The organism is Rhizobium sp. BK602, assembly GCF_014195095.1.
In the GTDB taxonomy this organism is placed as follows: domain Bacteria; phylum Pseudomonadota; class Alphaproteobacteria; order Rhizobiales; family Rhizobiaceae; genus Rhizobium.
In genome coordinates, this window is the sequence record NZ_JACIBC010000007.1 from 257,560 (window position 1) to 273,767 (window position 16,208).

General features: G+C 62.6%; 15 protein-coding genes. 8 read left to right on the forward strand and 7 right to left on the reverse strand.

The features are described 5' to 3' along the window. Window positions 1–144: 144 nt before the first annotated feature. Entirely contained in the window at window positions 145–1,995 is a 1,851-nt protein-coding gene (locus tag FHX11_RS22955; RefSeq protein ID WP_184361316.1) for an ABC transporter ATP-binding protein/permease, read from the forward strand. Between the two features lie 10 nt (window positions 1,996–2,005). On the opposite strand, the gene FHX11_RS22960 is transcribed toward FHX11_RS22955, so the two are convergent. The 3 genes from FHX11_RS22960 to efp form a co-directional block, all read right to left on the reverse strand. Then, complete coding sequence (locus tag FHX11_RS22960) at window positions 2,006–2,419, reverse strand: DUF2442 domain-containing protein (RefSeq protein WP_184361319.1); 414 nt, start codon at window positions 2,417–2,419, stop codon at window positions 2,006–2,008. Continuing rightward, window positions 2,412–2,639, reverse strand: a complete 228-nt coding sequence (locus tag FHX11_RS22965; protein WP_184361322.1) for a DUF4160 domain-containing protein — start codon at window positions 2,637–2,639, stop codon at window positions 2,412–2,414. Before FHX11_RS22965 ends, FHX11_RS22960 begins: the two co-directional genes overlap by 8 nt. A gap of 132 nt (window positions 2,640–2,771) precedes the next feature. Beyond that, complete coding sequence (efp, locus tag FHX11_RS22970) at window positions 2,772–3,341, reverse strand: elongation factor P (RefSeq protein WP_184361325.1); 570 nt, start codon at window positions 3,339–3,341, stop codon at window positions 2,772–2,774. A gap of 151 nt (window positions 3,342–3,492) precedes the next feature. Here efp and epmA point away from each other — a divergent pair, with 151 nt between their 5' ends. From epmA to FHX11_RS23005, 7 genes are all read left to right on the forward strand, one after another. Beyond that, window positions 3,493–4,557 (forward strand): EF-P lysine aminoacylase EpmA, encoded by a 1,065-nt coding sequence (epmA, locus tag FHX11_RS22975; RefSeq protein ID WP_184361593.1) that lies wholly within the window; start codon window positions 3,493–3,495, stop codon window positions 4,555–4,557. Further along, complete coding sequence (locus FHX11_RS22980) at window positions 4,554–5,606, forward strand: lysine-2,3-aminomutase-like protein (RefSeq protein WP_184361328.1); 1,053 nt, start codon at window positions 4,554–4,556, stop codon at window positions 5,604–5,606. Before epmA ends, FHX11_RS22980 begins: the two co-directional genes overlap by 4 nt. A 361-nt stretch (window positions 5,607–5,967) precedes the next feature. Continuing rightward, on the forward strand, window positions 5,968–6,219 hold the full coding sequence (locus FHX11_RS22985; RefSeq protein WP_184361331.1) for an acyl carrier protein: 252 nt from the start codon (window positions 5,968–5,970) through the stop codon (window positions 6,217–6,219). Next, window positions 6,219–7,412: an acyl-CoA dehydrogenase family protein gene (locus FHX11_RS22990; RefSeq protein WP_184361334.1), complete on the forward strand. Its 1,194-nt coding sequence runs from the start codon at window positions 6,219–6,221 to the stop codon at window positions 7,410–7,412. Before FHX11_RS22985 ends, FHX11_RS22990 begins: the two co-directional genes overlap by 1 nt. A gap of 5 nt (window positions 7,413–7,417) precedes the next feature. Further along, a complete protein-coding gene (locus FHX11_RS22995; protein ID WP_184361337.1) occupies window positions 7,418–8,326 on the forward strand; it encodes an amino acid--[acyl-carrier-protein] ligase in 909 nt (302 codons plus the stop codon). 8 nt (window positions 8,327–8,334) lie between these two features. Further along, window positions 8,335–9,294, forward strand: a complete 960-nt coding sequence (locus FHX11_RS23000; protein WP_184361596.1) for a DUF1839 family protein — start codon at window positions 8,335–8,337, stop codon at window positions 9,292–9,294. Window positions 9,295–9,367: 73 nt separating this feature from the next. Further along, entirely contained in the window at window positions 9,368–11,839 is a 2,472-nt protein-coding gene (locus FHX11_RS23005) for a glycoside hydrolase family 2 protein (RefSeq protein ID WP_184361340.1), read from the forward strand. Between the two features lie 195 nt (window positions 11,840–12,034). Here FHX11_RS23005 and ugpC read toward each other — a convergent pair whose 3' ends face one another. The 4 genes from ugpC to FHX11_RS23025 all read right to left on the reverse strand — a co-directional run bounded on the left by ugpC (window position 12,035) and on the right by FHX11_RS23025 (window position 16,183). Continuing rightward, a complete protein-coding gene (gene ugpC, locus FHX11_RS23010) occupies window positions 12,035–13,114 on the reverse strand; it encodes a sn-glycerol-3-phosphate ABC transporter ATP-binding protein UgpC (RefSeq protein WP_184361343.1) in 1,080 nt (359 codons plus the stop codon). Between the two features lie 44 nt (window positions 13,115–13,158). Then, on the reverse strand, window positions 13,159–14,229 hold the full coding sequence (locus FHX11_RS23015) for a Gfo/Idh/MocA family oxidoreductase (RefSeq protein WP_184361345.1): 1,071 nt from the start codon (window positions 14,227–14,229) through the stop codon (window positions 13,159–13,161). Between the two features lie 7 nt (window positions 14,230–14,236). Beyond that, window positions 14,237–15,262, reverse strand: coding sequence for a Gfo/Idh/MocA family oxidoreductase (locus FHX11_RS23020; protein ID WP_184361347.1), 1,026 nt, complete (start codon window positions 15,260–15,262; stop codon window positions 14,237–14,239). Window positions 15,263–15,334: 72 nt separating this feature from the next. Then, a complete protein-coding gene (locus FHX11_RS23025; protein WP_184361599.1) occupies window positions 15,335–16,183 on the reverse strand; it encodes a carbohydrate ABC transporter permease in 849 nt (282 codons plus the stop codon). Between the last annotated feature and the right edge of the window lie 25 nt (window positions 16,184–16,208).

Here is a 16,208-nt window from a genome sequence, read left to right on the forward strand (position 1 = left end):
GGAGCGCAAGCTAGTCGCTGGTCCCGTTCGGTTCAAGGCGTGAAACGATGTATAGACGAACGTGATCGCGCCGACAGGTCGCATGGATGGACATGTGGGCGGGTCATGGTTAACTGACGGGATGTGCGTCGCAGGAAAGTGCTGATGGCAGTTGAAACGCAAGCCAAGCCGACTATCCAGGGAAACGAGCAGGTCGGCTACGATTTGAGCCTTCTCTATCGGCTGAGGATGATGTTTTCCGCCTTTTGGAATTCGGCGGTTCGCATCAAGATCATCTCGCTGACCGTTTCGTTGTTCGTGGTCATCCTGTTCACGGCCTATGTGCAGGTCCTGCTCAACAACTGGAATGCACCCTTCTACGATTCGCTGGCGCGGCGCGATACCGACGCCTTCTTCCATCAGCTCGGCGTCTTCGGCATCATCGCCGGCACGCTTCTGGTGCTGAATGTCATCCAGGCCTGGCTCAACCAGATGACCGCGCTCTACATGCGCGAGGGGCTGGCGCGCGATCTGGTCAATCAGTGGCTGCAGGCCAAGCGCGCGCTTCGCCTGGCTTCTTCCGGCCTGATCGGCGTCAATCCGGACCAGCGGCTGCATGAGGATGCCCGCAATCTCGCCGAAAGCACGACAGGGCTGGCGATCGGCCTGGTGCAGGCGACGATCCTGCTGTTGAGCTTCATCGGCGTGCTCTGGGAACTGTCCAGCGGCATGGTCTTCCACTACGGCGAGATGAGCTTCTCCATTCCCGGCTACATGGTCTGGGCGGCGATCATCTATGCCGGTTCGGCGTCGTTCTTGAGCCAGTTCGTCGGCCGGCGGCTGGTGCGGCTGAATGCCGACCGCTATTCCAAGGAAGCCGAGCTGCGTTTCGCGCTCATGCACGCCAACGAGCACATGCCGGCGATCACCATCGCCGGCGGCGAGGAGAACGAGCGCCGGCGCATCAATCTCGATATTTCCGCCGTGCTTGCCGTCATCCGCCAGCTTGCCATCGCCAACACCAATCTCACCTGGGTCTCGGCCGGTTACGGCTGGCTGGTGCTGATCATCCCGATCCTGGTGGCCGCACCCGCCTACTTCTCCGGCGGATTGACTTTCGGCCAGCTCATGGTGGCGGTCGGCGCTTTCAATCAGGTCAACACGGCCCTGCGCTGGTATGTTGCCAATTTCGGCCCGATCGCCGAATGGCGCGCGACGCTGATGCGCGTCACCGATTTCCGTCAGGCGCTGACGGAAATGGACGACAAGACGCCGATGCCGCACGCGCTCGTCTTCGAAAAAGCCGCGCCGGGTACGATGGTGTGGACCGACATGGAGATCTCCACCAAGATCAACGAGGAGGCGGCCGAAAACGGCTTCCGTATCCGCGAAGGCACGGTGACGATTACCGCCGGCGAGCACATCATGGTCAATGGCGATCATGGCGTGAACCGCCGGTTGCTGTTCGAGGTGCTGGCGCATCAATGGTATAGCGGCTCCGGCACGATCAGCCTGCCGCCGATGGAAGACATGCTGTTCATGCCGCATGTGCCCTATGTGCCGAGCGGTACGCTCCGGGAGGCGGTCTGCTTCCCCGAGGATCGGGATGCCTATGATGACGCCGCCGTCGAGGCCGCGATGGACAGGGTTGGCCTCGGGCGCCTGAAGAGCCGGCTCGACACGCAGGCGCGCTGGGACCGCCTTCTCGACAATGAAGAGCAGAAGGCCGTCGGCTTTGCCCATCTGCTGCTGACGAAGCCGAAATGGATCATCCTCGACGAGGTCATGGAAGGGCTGGAACTGGAGATACAGACGAAGTTCTCGGCGCTATTGACGGAGTTCACCGACGCGACCGTGATCTATATCGGCCGTTCTGAAGCCTATCTCCAGGCGATGTCGCCGCGCGTGCTGCATCTGCAGGCGCTGGTGCCGCACGAGGAGGTGGTCGCCGAGGCCGCGCCGCCAGCCCCGGCGGAGGAGACGGACGGCAAGAAGGTGAACGCGCCGTCGCGGTAGCGGGAAGCCCTCAGGAGCGCTGCGCGGATTTCTTGGGGCGGCCGCCCTTGGCGCCATTCGCGCGACTGGCCGCAATTTTTGCAGGCGAGCGGGATTGGCCGCCACGGCGTTGCGCGTCCATGAATGCCTTCGTGCCGAATATACCGTTCATCAGGCCGGCAATCGTATAGTCGACATCGAGGCTTTCCCAGTGCAGTCCCGTCTCGCCCAAAAGTTCGACTTCGCCCAGCTGCGCAACGGTTGCCTCTTCCAGGCCCTGAAGGGAGCGGGCCGGGAACATGAAGGAAGCCCCGTTTGTAAATTCAACAACGACGCGTTCCGATGAACTGTCGAAGCGGACTGACGCTGGAATGGGCCTTTCCGCGCGTTCAGCCTCCCAGCGGCGCTTCGCCTGGGCCAGTTCTGCATCCGTGACCTCAACCATGATACTTTCTCCAAGTGTCGAGGAACAATTGCTGGTTTTCCTCTATCACAGCGACCGCCCGGCGAACGTCTCTGTCCGACATTCCGCCCTGCGTGATAACAGTCAAGCTGACGATATCGATACGCGCTTCCCCTTCGCCGACAACATGCGCATGGGGAGGCTCGTGATCGGCTGTATAAATAACGAAGCGCATCCCATGCTGGCGCAGAAGCGTGACCATGAGAGAAAATAACCTAACAACTTAGGTATTTCAAGTATCGAGAAAGCTTCTCGATTGTGTTGTGCCGTCCAAAAACAAAAACGCCCCGTCGAGCAGACAGGGCGTTTTGCGTAAAACCGAAAGGCCGATCACTCAGTCCTTGGCGCGCTCGACGTAGGAATTGTCTTCCGTGGCGATGACGACGCGGATGCCGGCGCTGACATGCGGCGGGACCATGGTGCGTACGCCGTTCGACAGAATTGCCGGCTTGTAGGAAGAGGATGCCGTCTGGCCCTTGACGACCGGTTCGGTCTCGGTGATCTCAAGCGTGACGTGGCGCGGCAGTTCGAGCGCCAGCGGAATGCCTTCATGGATCGACAGGATGCAGGTCATGCCTTCCTGGAGATAGGCCTTCTGGTCGCCCATGGTCTCGGCGTCGACGACGACCTGGTCGTAGGTGGCCGGGTTCATGAAGTGGAAGCCTTCGCCGTCTTCATAGAGGTACTGGAAGTTCACGTCTTCGACGAAGGCGCGCTCGACCTGCTCGGTGGTGCGCCAGCGCTCGGACACCTTCACGCCGTCGACGATGCGGCGCATGTCGACCTGGGTGACCGGCGTGCCCTTGCCCGGATGAAAGTTCTGGGCGGTGAGAACGACGTAGAGCTTGCCGTCGACGTCGAGAACGTTGCCCTTGCGGACCGAAGAGGCGATGACCTTGACCATAAGACTTCCTTGTAAGTCGGCTTGCCGCGTCGTAGAGGACTGTCGGAACGCACCTCGAGACGCAGCGATTGTTTGCTTGGGGGCGCAACTACCCTAAATCAGCGGAAATAGCCACCCCCCAACCCCGGCGATCGCGAGAAGAAAGCGTGTGATGGAGCCAAAGAGCAGCAAAGCGTCCCCCTGGTGGACCCGCGGCGTCCATGCGGACCGGCGGCCGTTCCTGCTCGGCCGCAATGCCATCCAGGCGGCGCTGCGTAGCTTTTTCGCCAGCCGCGATTTCATCGAGGTCGATACCGCGACGCTGCAGGTGTCGCCCGGCAACGAGGCGCATCTGCATGCCTTCGCCACCGAGGCGTTGACGACCGACGGCCAGAAGGCGCCCTTCTATCTGCACACTTCGCCGGAATTCGCCTGCAAGAAGCTGCTTGCCGCCGGCGAGGAGCGCATCGCCTGTTTCGCCCATGTCTACCGCAACCGTGAGCGTGGACCGCTGCATCACCCCGAATTCACCATGCTGGAATGGTATCGGGCCGGCGAGACCTACGAGGCGCTGATGGCCGATTGCGCCGCGCTGCTGGCGCTGGCGGCGGAGACGGTGGGGGCGAAGACATTCCGCTATCGCGGCGCCGAGGTCGATCCCTTCCTGGCGCCGGAACGCATCAGCGTCGCCGAAGCCTTCGAGCGTCATGCCGGCATCGACCTGCTCGGCTCGGTCGGTTCCGACGGATCGACGGATCGCGAGCATCTCGCCGCCGAGATGCGCCGCGTCGGCATGCGGGTCGCGGCCGACGATCATTGGTCGGATCTTTTCAGCCGCGTGCTGGTGGAGAAGATCGAACCCTATCTCGGTTTTGGCCGGGCGACGATCCTCGACGAATACCCAGTCTCCGAGGCCGCCCTTGCCCGGCCTTCGGCTGCGGATCATCGGGTCGCCGAACGCTTCGAGCTCTATGCTTGCGGCGTCGAGCTCGCCAATGCTTTCGGTGAGCTCACCAATGCCAGGGAGCAGCGGCGGCGGTTCGAGATCGAAATGGCTGAGAAGGCGCGGGTCTATGGCGAGACCTATCCGTTGGACGAGGATTTTCTTGAGGCGCTGGCCGTCATGCCGGAGGCAAGCGGCATCGCGCTCGGCTTCGACCGGCTGGTGATGCTGGCCACCGGCGCCTCGCGGATCGAGCAGGTGCTCTGGGCGCCGGTCGCGGAGTTCGGCTCATGAATGTGATGCGCCCGATCAGGACCATCGACGATCTGCAGCAGGCCGGGCTCATCGATGCCGACGCGGCTGTGTCGCTGGAGGCGGTGGCCGATCGCTATGCCATCGCCCTGACGCCGACCGTTGCCAGGCTGATCGACAAGGCCGACCCCGCCGATCCGATCGCCCGCCAATTCGTGCCGGATATGGCGGAACTGCGGGTGACGCCCGAGGAGCGGGCGGACCCGATCGGCGACCATGCCCATAGTCCGGTCGAGGGCATCGTCCATCGTTATCCCGACCGTGTGCTGCTGAAGGCCGTGCATGTCTGCCCGGTCTATTGCCGCTTCTGTTTCCGTCGTGAGATGGTCGGGCCGCAGGGGCTTGGAACGCTGGATACGGCGGCCCTCGACGCCGCCTTTGCCTATATCTGCGATCACCGGGAAATCTGGGAAGTGATCCTGACCGGCGGCGATCCGCTGGTGCTGTCGCCGCGCCGGCTGGAGGAGATGCTGCGGCAGCTCGCCGATATCGAGCATGTGAAGATCGTCCGTTTCCACACCCGCATCCCCGTCGTCGAGCCCTTGAAAATCGACGAGGCCTTGATCGCGGCGCTGAAGGCGAGCGGCAAGACCGTCTATGTGGCTGTGCATGCCAACCATCCGCGCGAGCTGACGGCCGAGGCGCGCACCGCCTGCGCGCGGCTGGTCGATGCCGGCATCGTGCTCGTCAGCCAGTCCGTGCTGCTGAAGGGGGTCAACGACGATCCCGACGTGCTGGCTTCCCTGATGAAGGCCTTCGTCGAGACGCGGATCAAGCCCTACTATCTACATCATCCGGATCTTGCGCCCGGCACCAGCCATTTCCGCCTGACGATAGCGGAGGGACGGGAGATCGTGGCGGCACTGCGCGGCCGGATTTCGGGCCTCTGCCAGCCGACCTATATCCTCGACATCCCCGGCGGTCACGGCAAGGCCGACATCGGCAAGAGCGCCGTCCGCGAGCTTGGCGAGGGCTGCTATTCCGTTTCGGACTATCGCGGCGGCGAGCATGTCTATCCGCCGCAGGAATAGCCAGCGGCGGAGATCGGTCGCCTTTACTTTGCAGGTTTGCCGGCATTCATGCACTTTTTAAGCGAAAATGCTTCTCCCGAATTGGTGCATTAACCTTGCCGCCAAGTGCCATTCCCCAGCAATCGCTCCTTCATGAATTTTAGGAATTCAGGATATTGCCTCGTAAACGGCGGGTTGCATGGCTTAAATATCGTAAATTTCATTTAGATAGATCTAAAATTACCGACTTTATTGCTAAGTATATCCCGGTTGTATTTACCACGTCGCTTAGCGGAATGTTCTATTTTACCTGTTACTTCCTGGCTCAGGATAAGACTGCGCTATGCCGTCATGTTTGCTGTTGCCTGGAAGGATGATGAGAATGAACGAGACGATTCGCGATTTGCTGGCCAAGTTCGGCGCGCTTCCGGTCACGATCGATCAGATCGCCGATGACGCCGACCTCTATGCGGCGGGCCTTTCCTCCTTCGCTTCCGTGCAACTGATGCTCGGCATCGAGGAGGCTTTCGACATCGAGTTTCCCGACAATCTCCTGAACCGCAAATCCTTCGCCAGTATCGTTGCCATCGAAAAGACGGTCGGCTTGATCCTGGACAGCCGAAAGGTCGCCTGATGAGCGCGGCGATCGCTTTGGCCGCAGCGGGCGCCAGTGACGGGCTGGCGACGCGCGCCGCGCGTGTCGCGGCGATTGCCGGCAAGCATGCCGATGCGGTCGACGCGGAGGGGCGTTTCCCGCGCGAAGCTGTGGAGGCGATGCGGGCGGAGAGATTGCTGTCGATCCAGATTCCCGTCGAGCTTGGCGGCGAAGCCGCGTCGATCACCCAGATCGCCGAACTCTGCTCCATCCTCGGTCAGGCCTGCGCCGCCAGCGCCATGGTCTTCGCCATGCACCAGATCAAGCTGTCGAGCCTGGTCGAACACGGCGCTGGCAGCGACTGGCACCGCGACTTCATGCGCCGCATCGCCAGGGAGCAGCTTTTGCTGGCCTCGGCGACCACGGAGGGCGGCATCGGCGGCAATCTGCGCAACAGCATCTGCGCCATCACGGTCGAAGGCGACACCTGCTTTCTGGAAAAGGATGCGACCGTCATTTCCTATGGAGCCCATGCCGATGCGATCCTGATCACCTCGCGCAGCCATGCCGATGCGGCCTCTTCCGATCAGGTGCTGACGGTTTTCCTCAAGGACCAATACAGGCTTGAACGCACGGTCGAGTGGAACACACTCGGCATGCGCGGCACCTGCTCCGACGGCTTCCTCTTCAAGGGCGAGGCGCCAGCCGCGCAGATCCTGCCGAAGCCCTTTGCCGAAATCGCCGCGCAGTCGATGCTGGCGAGTTCGCATCTGCTATGGAGCGGTGTCTGGTATGGCATTGCCGCCGATGCCGTCGCCCGCGCCCAGGCTTTCGTGCGCGCCGCCGCCCGCAAGTCTCCCGGCACGCCGCCGCCCGGCGCGTTGCGCCTGGCGGAAGTGTCCAGCCTGCTGCAGATGGTGAAATCCAATGTCGTGGCCGGGCTGAAAGCCTATGAAGAGGCCAAGGCCGATGCCGACCGGCTCTCCTCGATGGCTTTTGCCGTCGCCATGAACAACGTCAAGATTGCGTCGTCGGAGATGATCCTGCCGATCATCAACCATGCCATGCTGATCTGCGGCATCATGGGCTACAAGAACGGCACGCCCTACAGCCTCGGCCGCCATCTGCGCGACGCGCATTCCGCTCAATTGATGATCTCGAACGACCGCATCCTCGGCAACACGTCGACCATGCTGCTCGTCCATAAGCAAGATACCAGCCTGTTGGGGTAACCGTCATGGATATGCAAGCCTCGTTTCTCGACCGTCTTTTCGAATCCGGCCTCCTGATCGATACCGGCGTCGATGGCCTCTATGGCCGCAGCGGCCAGTTCGAAGATGTGATTTCCGCTTTCGAGCGGCTGATCGACAGGGTTGGCGGCGCCGATGGCGCCGAAGCCATCCGCTTCCCGCCCGGCATGAACCGCGCCTTCTTCGAAAAGAGCGGCTACATGAAGAGCTTCCCGCAGCTTGCCGGCACGGTGCACAGCTTCTGCGGCAACGAGCTCGACCATATGAGCCTGTTGAAGTGCATGGAAGTCGGCGACGACTGGACGAAAGACCAGCAGGCGACGGATATCGTGCTGACGCCGGCGGCCTGCTATCCGCTCTATCCGACGGTTGCCAAGCGCGGCGCCATTCCGGAAAACGGCGCACTCTACGATCTGCAATCCTATTGCTTCCGCCACGAGCCCTCCAAGGATCCGGCCCGCCAGCAGCTCTTCCGCATGCGCGAATATGTCTGCATGGGCACCGACCAGCATGTGACGGATTTCCGCCAGAGCTGGATGGATCGCGGCGTCGAGATGATGAAGGCCGTCGGTCTCGACGTGACCATCGATGTCGCCAACGACCCGTTCTTCGGCCGCGCCGGCAAGATGCTTGCCAACAACCAGCGCGACCAGAACCTGAAGTTCGAGCTGTTGATCCCGATCACGTCTGTCGCCAAGCCGACCGCCTGCATGAGCTTCAACTATCATCAGGATGCCTTCGGCGCGAAATGGGGCCTGAATTTCGAGGATGGCAGCGTCGCGCATACGGCCTGCGTCGGCTTCGGCCTGGAGCGCATCGCGCTGGCGCTGTTCCACACCCACGGTCTCGATACCAGGGAATGGCCCGAAAGCGTGCGCAAGGCGTTATGGGGCTGATCGTTTCCATGGCTGCCGTCTTTCAGGGGCTCGATCCCGCCGCCTACACGCCCCACGCGCTGCACGACAGCGAACGCATGTGGCCGGAAACCAATTGCTATATCGATCTCTGGATCGAGGTGCTTTCGAGCCTGAGACTGCCGCCGGAAGCCATGCTCGGCTTCACGGTGACACAGGATTTCGAGGGGGACCAGTTCACCTTCTTCAAGGTGCCGCTCGAGGATCTGGAAGCGCTCTACGGCATCCGCTGCACCGAGCTTGCAATCTACGACAAGATTGAGGTGCATGTCGCCGCGCAGATCGGCCGCGGCCGGCTCTGCCTGGTGGAGATGGATTCCTTCTTCATGCCGGACACGCAGGGCGTCGGCTATCGCCGCGAGCACGGCAAGACGACGGTGGCGATCAATCGGCTCGATATCGAAGGTCGCACGCTCGACTATTTCCACAATGGCGGCTTCTTCCGGCTGTCGGGCGAGGATTTCGACGGGCTGTTCCAGCTGCATCTGACGGATGAGGACCTGCCTTTCCTGCCTTACACGGAATTTGCGAAATTCCCGGAGAAAGCGCCGGGCGCGGCTGCGATCCGGCAGACGGCGCGGCAGCTTCTCTCCTTCCATTTCCGTCGCCGTCCGCAGGCCAATCCGATCCGCGCCTTCGCGGAAGTCTTCCCGGCGCAGGTGGAAGCCTTGGCCGAACGGCCTTTCGGTTTTTTCCATAAGTATGCCTTCAACACGCTGCGTCAGCTTGGTGCCAATTTCGAGCTGGCCGGCAGTCATTTCGACTGGCTCTCGGCCGATCTGTCCGATGCGGTCGGCGAGGCGCGACGGATTTCCGAGGTAGCGAAATCGGTGCAGTTCCAGCTTGCCCGTGCCATCACGCGCCGGAAATTCGAGCCGCTCCTGACGGCGCTTGATCCGGCCGCCGATGCATGGGATGCCATGGTGGGAGAGCTTGAGCGTAGGCTTTGACCGCTTCCGTTCGGCGGCGATGCGGCTGGGTCATTTCTGAAATATTGGGGCGGGGAAATTCCCCGGAAGATGCATGGGCGGGCGCGTGGCGGATCTCGGCGGCGGAGTGCGGCTGAGCGAAGGTTGGAATCTGGTGTTGACGGAGGCGGGCACCGGCATCCTGCCGTCCGATGTGTCATTGACCTCTGGCTTCATTCCGGCGCCGGTGCCGGGCACGGTGGCGGAGGCCCTGGAAAAGGCCGGGCGCTTCGACCGGGCGAAGCCGCAGCCGCTTCATGACCGCGATGCCTGGTACATCTGCCGTCTGGTGGATGCGGAGGCGGGGGATGCAATCCTGCGGTTGGAAGGGCTGGCGACGCTTTGTGAGGTGTTCCTCAACGGCCAGAAAATCCTCACCTCCAACAGCATGTTCGAGGCTCATGACATCGACGTCACCCTGGTGGGCGGGGACGAGCTGGCGCTCTGCTTCCGCGCCCTGGAGCCGAAGCTGTCCGAGCCCGGTCCGCGCGCCCGCTGGCGGCCGCAGATGATCACGCCGCAAGGCCTGCGGATGGTGCGCACGACGTTGCTTGGCCATATGCCCGGCTGGTGCCCGGAGGTTCAGGCTGTCGGCCCGTGGCGGCCGGTTTCGCTGCTGCGGCCGGTCGCGCCCGTCATCCGTGATCTCTCGCTGCGGCCGGACCTGCTCGAGAATGGCGAAGGCAGGCTCTATGCGTCGCTTTCGATCGAGGGCGATGTCGAAGGGTTGGTGCTGAAGTGCGGGGAGGCCGAACAGGCTTTCGAGAAGAGCGGCGCGGGCCGCCATACGGCCATTCTGAAAATTCCCGATGTTGCGCCCTGGTGGCCGCATACGCATGGCGTGCCGCAGCTCCATGATGTCGCGCTCGTGGTCGATGGCGTCGAGTATGCGCTTGGGCGGACCGGTTTTCGCCGGCTGTCGGTCGATCGCGGCGCCGACGGGCAGGATTTCGCCCTGATCGTCAATGGCGAGCGGATTTTCTGCCGGGGTGCCGTGTGGACCACGGCCGATATCGTGCGCCTGCCTGGTGGCCGCGACGATTACGAGAGCTGGCTGCGGCTGGCAGCGCAGGCCGGCATGAACATGATCCGCATTGGCGGCACGATGGCCTACGAGACGCCGGAATTCTTCCGCCTCTGCGACGAACTCGGCCTGCTGGTCTGGCAGGATTTCATGCTCGCCAATTTCGACTATCCGAAGAACGACGCGGCCTTCAATGCCCATGTCGAAGCGGAGGTTTCCGAGCTTCTGAACCGCACGCGCCTGTCGCCTTCGCTGGCAATCCTTTGCGGCGGCAGCGAGATCCATCAGCAGGCAGCGATGATGGGCCTGCCGGAGCGCTTCCGCGCAAGCCCGATCGTCGAGGAAATCATTCCGCCGCTGGTGCAGTCGCTCCGCCCCGACGTGCCCTATGTCGTCAATTCGCCCTCCGGCGGCGCCATGCCGTTTTCGCCGAATGCCGGCGTCACGCATTACTATGGCGTCGGCGCCTATATGCGGCCGCTTGCCGATGCGCGCCGCGCCGACGTCCGCTTTGCCGCAGAGAGTCTCGCTTTCGCACATGTGCCGCAGGCCCGCACGCTCGCCCGGCATCTGCCGGTGCCTGCAGTCCATAGCCCACTATGGAAAGAGCGCGTGCCACGCGATCGCGGCGCCTCCTGGGATTTCGAGGATGTGCGCGATCATTATCTGAAGGAGCTCTATGGCTTCGAGCCCAACCGGCTGCGGCGCGAAGACCCGGATCTCTATCTCAATCTTTCGCGGGCCGTGACCGGCGAAGTCACCGAGGAGACCTATGCCGAATGGCGGCGTCATGGCTCCGGCTGCAACGGCGCGCTCGTCTGGACGCTGCAGGACCTGCTGCCCGGTGCTGGCTGGGGCGTGATCGATTCGACCGGCGAGCCGAAGCCGGTCTGGTATGGGCTGCGCCGCGCCTTCCGGCCGGTGCAGGTGCTGTTGATGGATGAGGGCACCAATGGCCTCGATGTGCATGTGATCAACGAGGGCGACGCGGCGCTGGAGCTGACTCTGGAGGTTTCGTGCCTGCGTGACGGCCGTCAGAAAGTGGTCGGCGGCGACAGCGAATTGTCGATCGGGCCGCGCTCCAAGCAAAAGATAGCCTGCACTGATCTTTTCGGCGCCTTCTTCGATACGACCTACGCCTTCCGCTTCGGCCCGCCGTCGCATGATGTCACGGTAGCGCGGCTGACGGCGCGGGAGAGCGGCGCGGTGATCGCCGAGGCTTTCCATTTTCCGCTTGGGCGAGCCAAGGCGTTTCACGATGCCGAAATCACCGCGTCGGTCCTTCGGGAGGGTGAGGAATGGTTCCTTGATCTGCGCAGCGACCGGTTGGCGCAGTTGGTCCAGATCGATTTCGAGGCCTATCGGGCCGAGGACGACTGGTTTCATCTGTCGCCCGGCGTGACCAGACAGGTGAGACTGTATCCGAGGGTCGGAACTGCGGTCGAGACGGTTCCGACAGGTCAGGTCAGAGCTGTCGGTAGTCGGCGAGTAATTGAGGTTTGATGGTCGCAGAAAATTCCAAGCCACTGAAATTGCAAGAGCGAGGGTTCGTTTCTTGCGATGGCAGGCCCGAAACTGAATGCGTCCCTGCCGACCCCGCTCTTGTAAAAACTGGGAATTAGACGATGGACGAACCCTCGCCTAACCCCCAGTTCTTACGTTCTCGCCCACCAGGGGCGAGGCAGGCCCCACCTGCGTCTACAACGTTGCCCCATCCGGCCCAAACAGATGACAGCGCTCGGGATCGATGCGGATATTCACCGTCTCGCCGGCGCGGATCGCCTGCTGGTCTTCCAGCGCGATGGTCAGCGACTGTCCCCCGTGCAGGGTGGCGTAGAGGATCGTCTGGCCGCCGAGATGCTCCACCAAATCGACATGGGCACTGCTAAGCGCCAGGCCGCGATCACCGACATTCAGATGTTCCGGGCGGGCGCCGAGCGTCACGGTGTCTCCGGGCTGGATGCCACCCAGCCGGCGGGGCAGGCGGACGGTCTGGCCGTTGAGGTCGATGACGGCGGAGCCGTCGTCGGAGGCGACGATCTTGGCATCGAGGAAGTTCATCTTCGGTGAGCCGATGAAGCCGGCCACGAACTTGTTCCTGGGGTTGTTGTAGAGATCGAGCGGCGCGCCGACCTGCTCGATGCGGCCGCCGTTCAGCACGACGATCTTGTCGGCCATGGTCATGGCTTCCGTCTGGTCGTGGGTGACGTAGATCATGGTGTTGCCGAGCCGCTGGTGCAGGCGGGCGATCTCGACGCGCATCTGCACGCGCAGTTCGGCGTCGAGGTTCGAGAGCGGCTCGTCGAACAGAAAGATATTGGGCTCACGCACGATGGCGCGGCCGATGGCGACGCGCTGGCGCTGGCCGCCGGAAAGCTGCTTCGGCTTGCGCTGCAGCAGCTGCGTGATCTGCAGGACCTCGGCCGCCTTTTCGACGCGCGGCTGGATCTCATGCTTCTTCATGCCCGCCGTTTCCAGGCCGAAGGCGAGGTTCTTGTAGACCGACATATGCGGATAGAGCGCATAGGACTGGAACACCATGGCGATGCCGCGCTTGGAGGCGGGGACATCGTTCATGCGGCTGCCGTCGAGATAGAGCCCGCCGCCGGAAATCGGCTCCAGCCCGGCGATCATGCGCAAGAGCGTGGACTTGCCGCAGCCGGATGGGCCGACGAAGACGGTGAACTCCCCCGGTTCGATCTCCAGATCGATGCCGTGGACGACCTGGAGTTCGCCATAGCGCTTGATAACCTTCTGCAGCGAGACGCTTGTCGCCATGGGCCCTTCCTCCTTGTTCGTCCTGATGGCTCGTGGGGCAATGTTCATGCCGGCCTCCAGCTCTTGTATTTCTTGGCTTCCGGCCCGACAGGGAAGCGGACCTCGGTGCGCGTTTCCGACGATTCGTAGAATGCGGTCACCAGCTCCAGCGCCTGACGGGCATCGGCCGTCGTGACCGGCAGCGGACCGCCGGATAGCAGCGCGTCGTGGAACAGCTTCATCTGCGTGTTGAAGCGGTTGGGGATCGGCGACCAGTCGGCCAGCAGCGCATCGATCTTGGCGCCGATCTCGTCATTGGCGGGGACGATCTTCCACGGGTCCTGGCCGGGGCTATAGGGCTCGTGATTGCTTTCGATCAGGACATTTTCGAAGGCGAGGCGCAGGCGGCTGATCTGCTCCTGCGAGCCGAGCGTGGCGCTGATGGTGGCAAGCGCGCCATTTTCCATCAGCAGGCTGGCGCTGGCGCAATCCTCGACCTCGATATCGTTGACGCGGGTGGCGACGCGGCCGAACAGGCCTGCGATCGGCCCCATCAGATAGGTCAGCATGTCGTGCAGATGGATGGAATGCGTCATCAGCACGCCGCCGAGCTCGGTGTCCCACTTGCCGCGCCAGGGAACTGCATAATAGTCGGCGCCGCGCACCCAATGGGTCTCCGACGTGGCGACATAGGGTTTGCCGGCAATGCCCGAAGCGATGATGCGCTTGGCCTTCTGGATGCCGTCGCCATAGCGATACTGGAAGATCGGCATCAGCCGGCCTCTGGCCGTCTTCTCGGCGGCAATGACGGCATCGACATCGGCGAGCGAGCCGACGAGCGGCTTTTCGCAGACCACATGCTTGCCGGCGGCAAGCGCCTGCAGGATGAGCTGGAAATGCGAGCCTGGCGGCGTGCAGATGTCGATAATGTCGATATCGGGCATGTTCAGGACTTCGGAGAAATCCTTGAGGCGCCTGCCGATGCCGAATTCGTCGCCGACGGCGTTCAGGCGTTCCTCGTTGAGATCGCAGAGGACGGCGACCTCGTAACGGTCTGGATGCGGCAGATAGCCTTCGACGATGTGGGAGCGGCCGATGCCGAGACCGATGATCGCGACTTTCTTGACGTCGGACATATGCGGATTACCTCTGAATGCTGTTGAGCGATGTCGCTTCCGCCAGAGCCTGCGCCTTCAGCGCCAGCTCCATGGCCTTGAAGCAATGTTCTTGCCCCATCGCGGTTTCGGTTCGGTCACGGATGTCGGCAACCAGCTGCCGGCCGTAGGGCAGCTCGACCCCGGTGCAGTCGATGTGCTGCATGCCCTTGCGGTCGGTGAGGAAGAGATGATCGATGCCGGGCCGGCCGGCGACGTCGATATATTTTCTGAGCTCGATCGTGCCTTCGGTGCCGACGATAAACAGGCGGCCGTCGCCCCAGGTGGAGAGCCCGTCCGGCGTGAACCAGTCGACACGGACATAGCCGGTGACATCCGGCGTGCGCACATGGAAATCGCCATAGTCCTGCAGGCCGGGCGTTTCGGGATTGGCGCGATTGGACACCGTCGCCGACAGCACTTCGGCCTCAAGGGAATCGGCGAAGAACAGGAACTGCTCGCATTGATGCGAGGCGATGTCGGCGATGATGCCGCCATAGCGCTTGCGGTCGAAGAACCACTCCGGCCGCGTCGGCTTGCGCAGCCGGTGGGGGCCGAGGCCTGTCGTGTGGATGACCTTGCCGATGGCGCCGGCCTTGACGAGTTCGCCGGCCTTGACGGTGGAGGCGGTCTCGAAATGCTCGGAATAGAGAATGGAGACGATGCGCTTGGTCTCGGCCTGCACCCGGCGGACCTCGGCGAGCTGATCCAGCGTCACCATGCCGGGCTTGTCGAGCATCACGTCCTTGCCGTGACGCATGGCCTCGATGGCAAGGCTAGCCCGCTCGCTGGAAATCGCGGCACTGACGATCAGCGCGATGGAGCGATCCTCCAGGATTTCGCGCTTGTCGGCGACGCGGCGGGCTTGCGGATAGCGTTCGGCGAAGACGGCGGCGAGGTCATCCTCTATGGCATGGAAGGCGACGAGCTCTGCGCCGGCCCGCAGCATGACGTTGACCTGGCCGTAGATGTGATCGTGGTTGAGGCCGATGGCGGCAAAGCGCAGCGCGCTCATGCGACATTCCTTTCAATGGGTTTCTTTAAATGCGGTCCCGAACCTTGGGTATTCGGGACCGTATGGTTCGTATCAGCGCTTGAGGCCCGCCGTGGCGATGCCGTCGATCAGCAGCCTCTGGAAGAAGAGGAAGATCAGGAAGACCGGGATCAGCGAGATGCTCGACATGGCAAACAGGCTGCTCCAGTCGGAGCTTCCGGTGGAATCCACGAAGGAGCGCAGGCCGAGCTGCACCGTGTAGGTGTTGATGTCGGAGAGATAGATCAGCGGCCCGAAGAAATCGTCCCAGGTCCAGATGAAGGAGAAGATAGCGGCGGTGGCGAGAACCGGCAGCGACAGCGGCAGCATGATGCGCCAGTAGATGCGCCAGGGGCTGCAGCCGTCCATCATCGCCGCCTCGTCCAGCTCACGCGGGATGCCGCGGAAGAACTGCACCATCAGGAAGATGAAGAAGGCGTCGACCGCCAGGAATTTCGGCACGACCAGCGGCAGCATGGTTTTCACCCAGCCGAGCTTGAGGAAGAGGATATATTGCGGGATCAGGGTGACGTGATAGGGCAGCATCAGCGTGCCGAGCATCAGCGCAAACCAGAAATTCTTGCCCCAGAAATTCAGCCGCGCGAAGGCGTAGGCCGCCAGCGAGCAGGACAAGACATTGCCGATGACCGAAAGCACGGCGATGACGGCCGAATTCCAGACGAAGGAGCCGAAATTCACCTGTCCGCCGAACCAGCCGCGTGGAAACGAGCTGAAATCGAAATGCGACGGGATCAGCGATGCCGTGCCGAAGATCTCGTTCTGGTCCTTGACCGCGCCCGACAGCATCCACAGAAGCGGATAGAGCATCACGATCGAGGCGGCGATCAGCGCGACATGGATGAGGATGGAGAGGAACCAGGGCCGCTCGCGCGGCGGGTTCATGTCGTCGGAAAAATGGGTGAGCTTC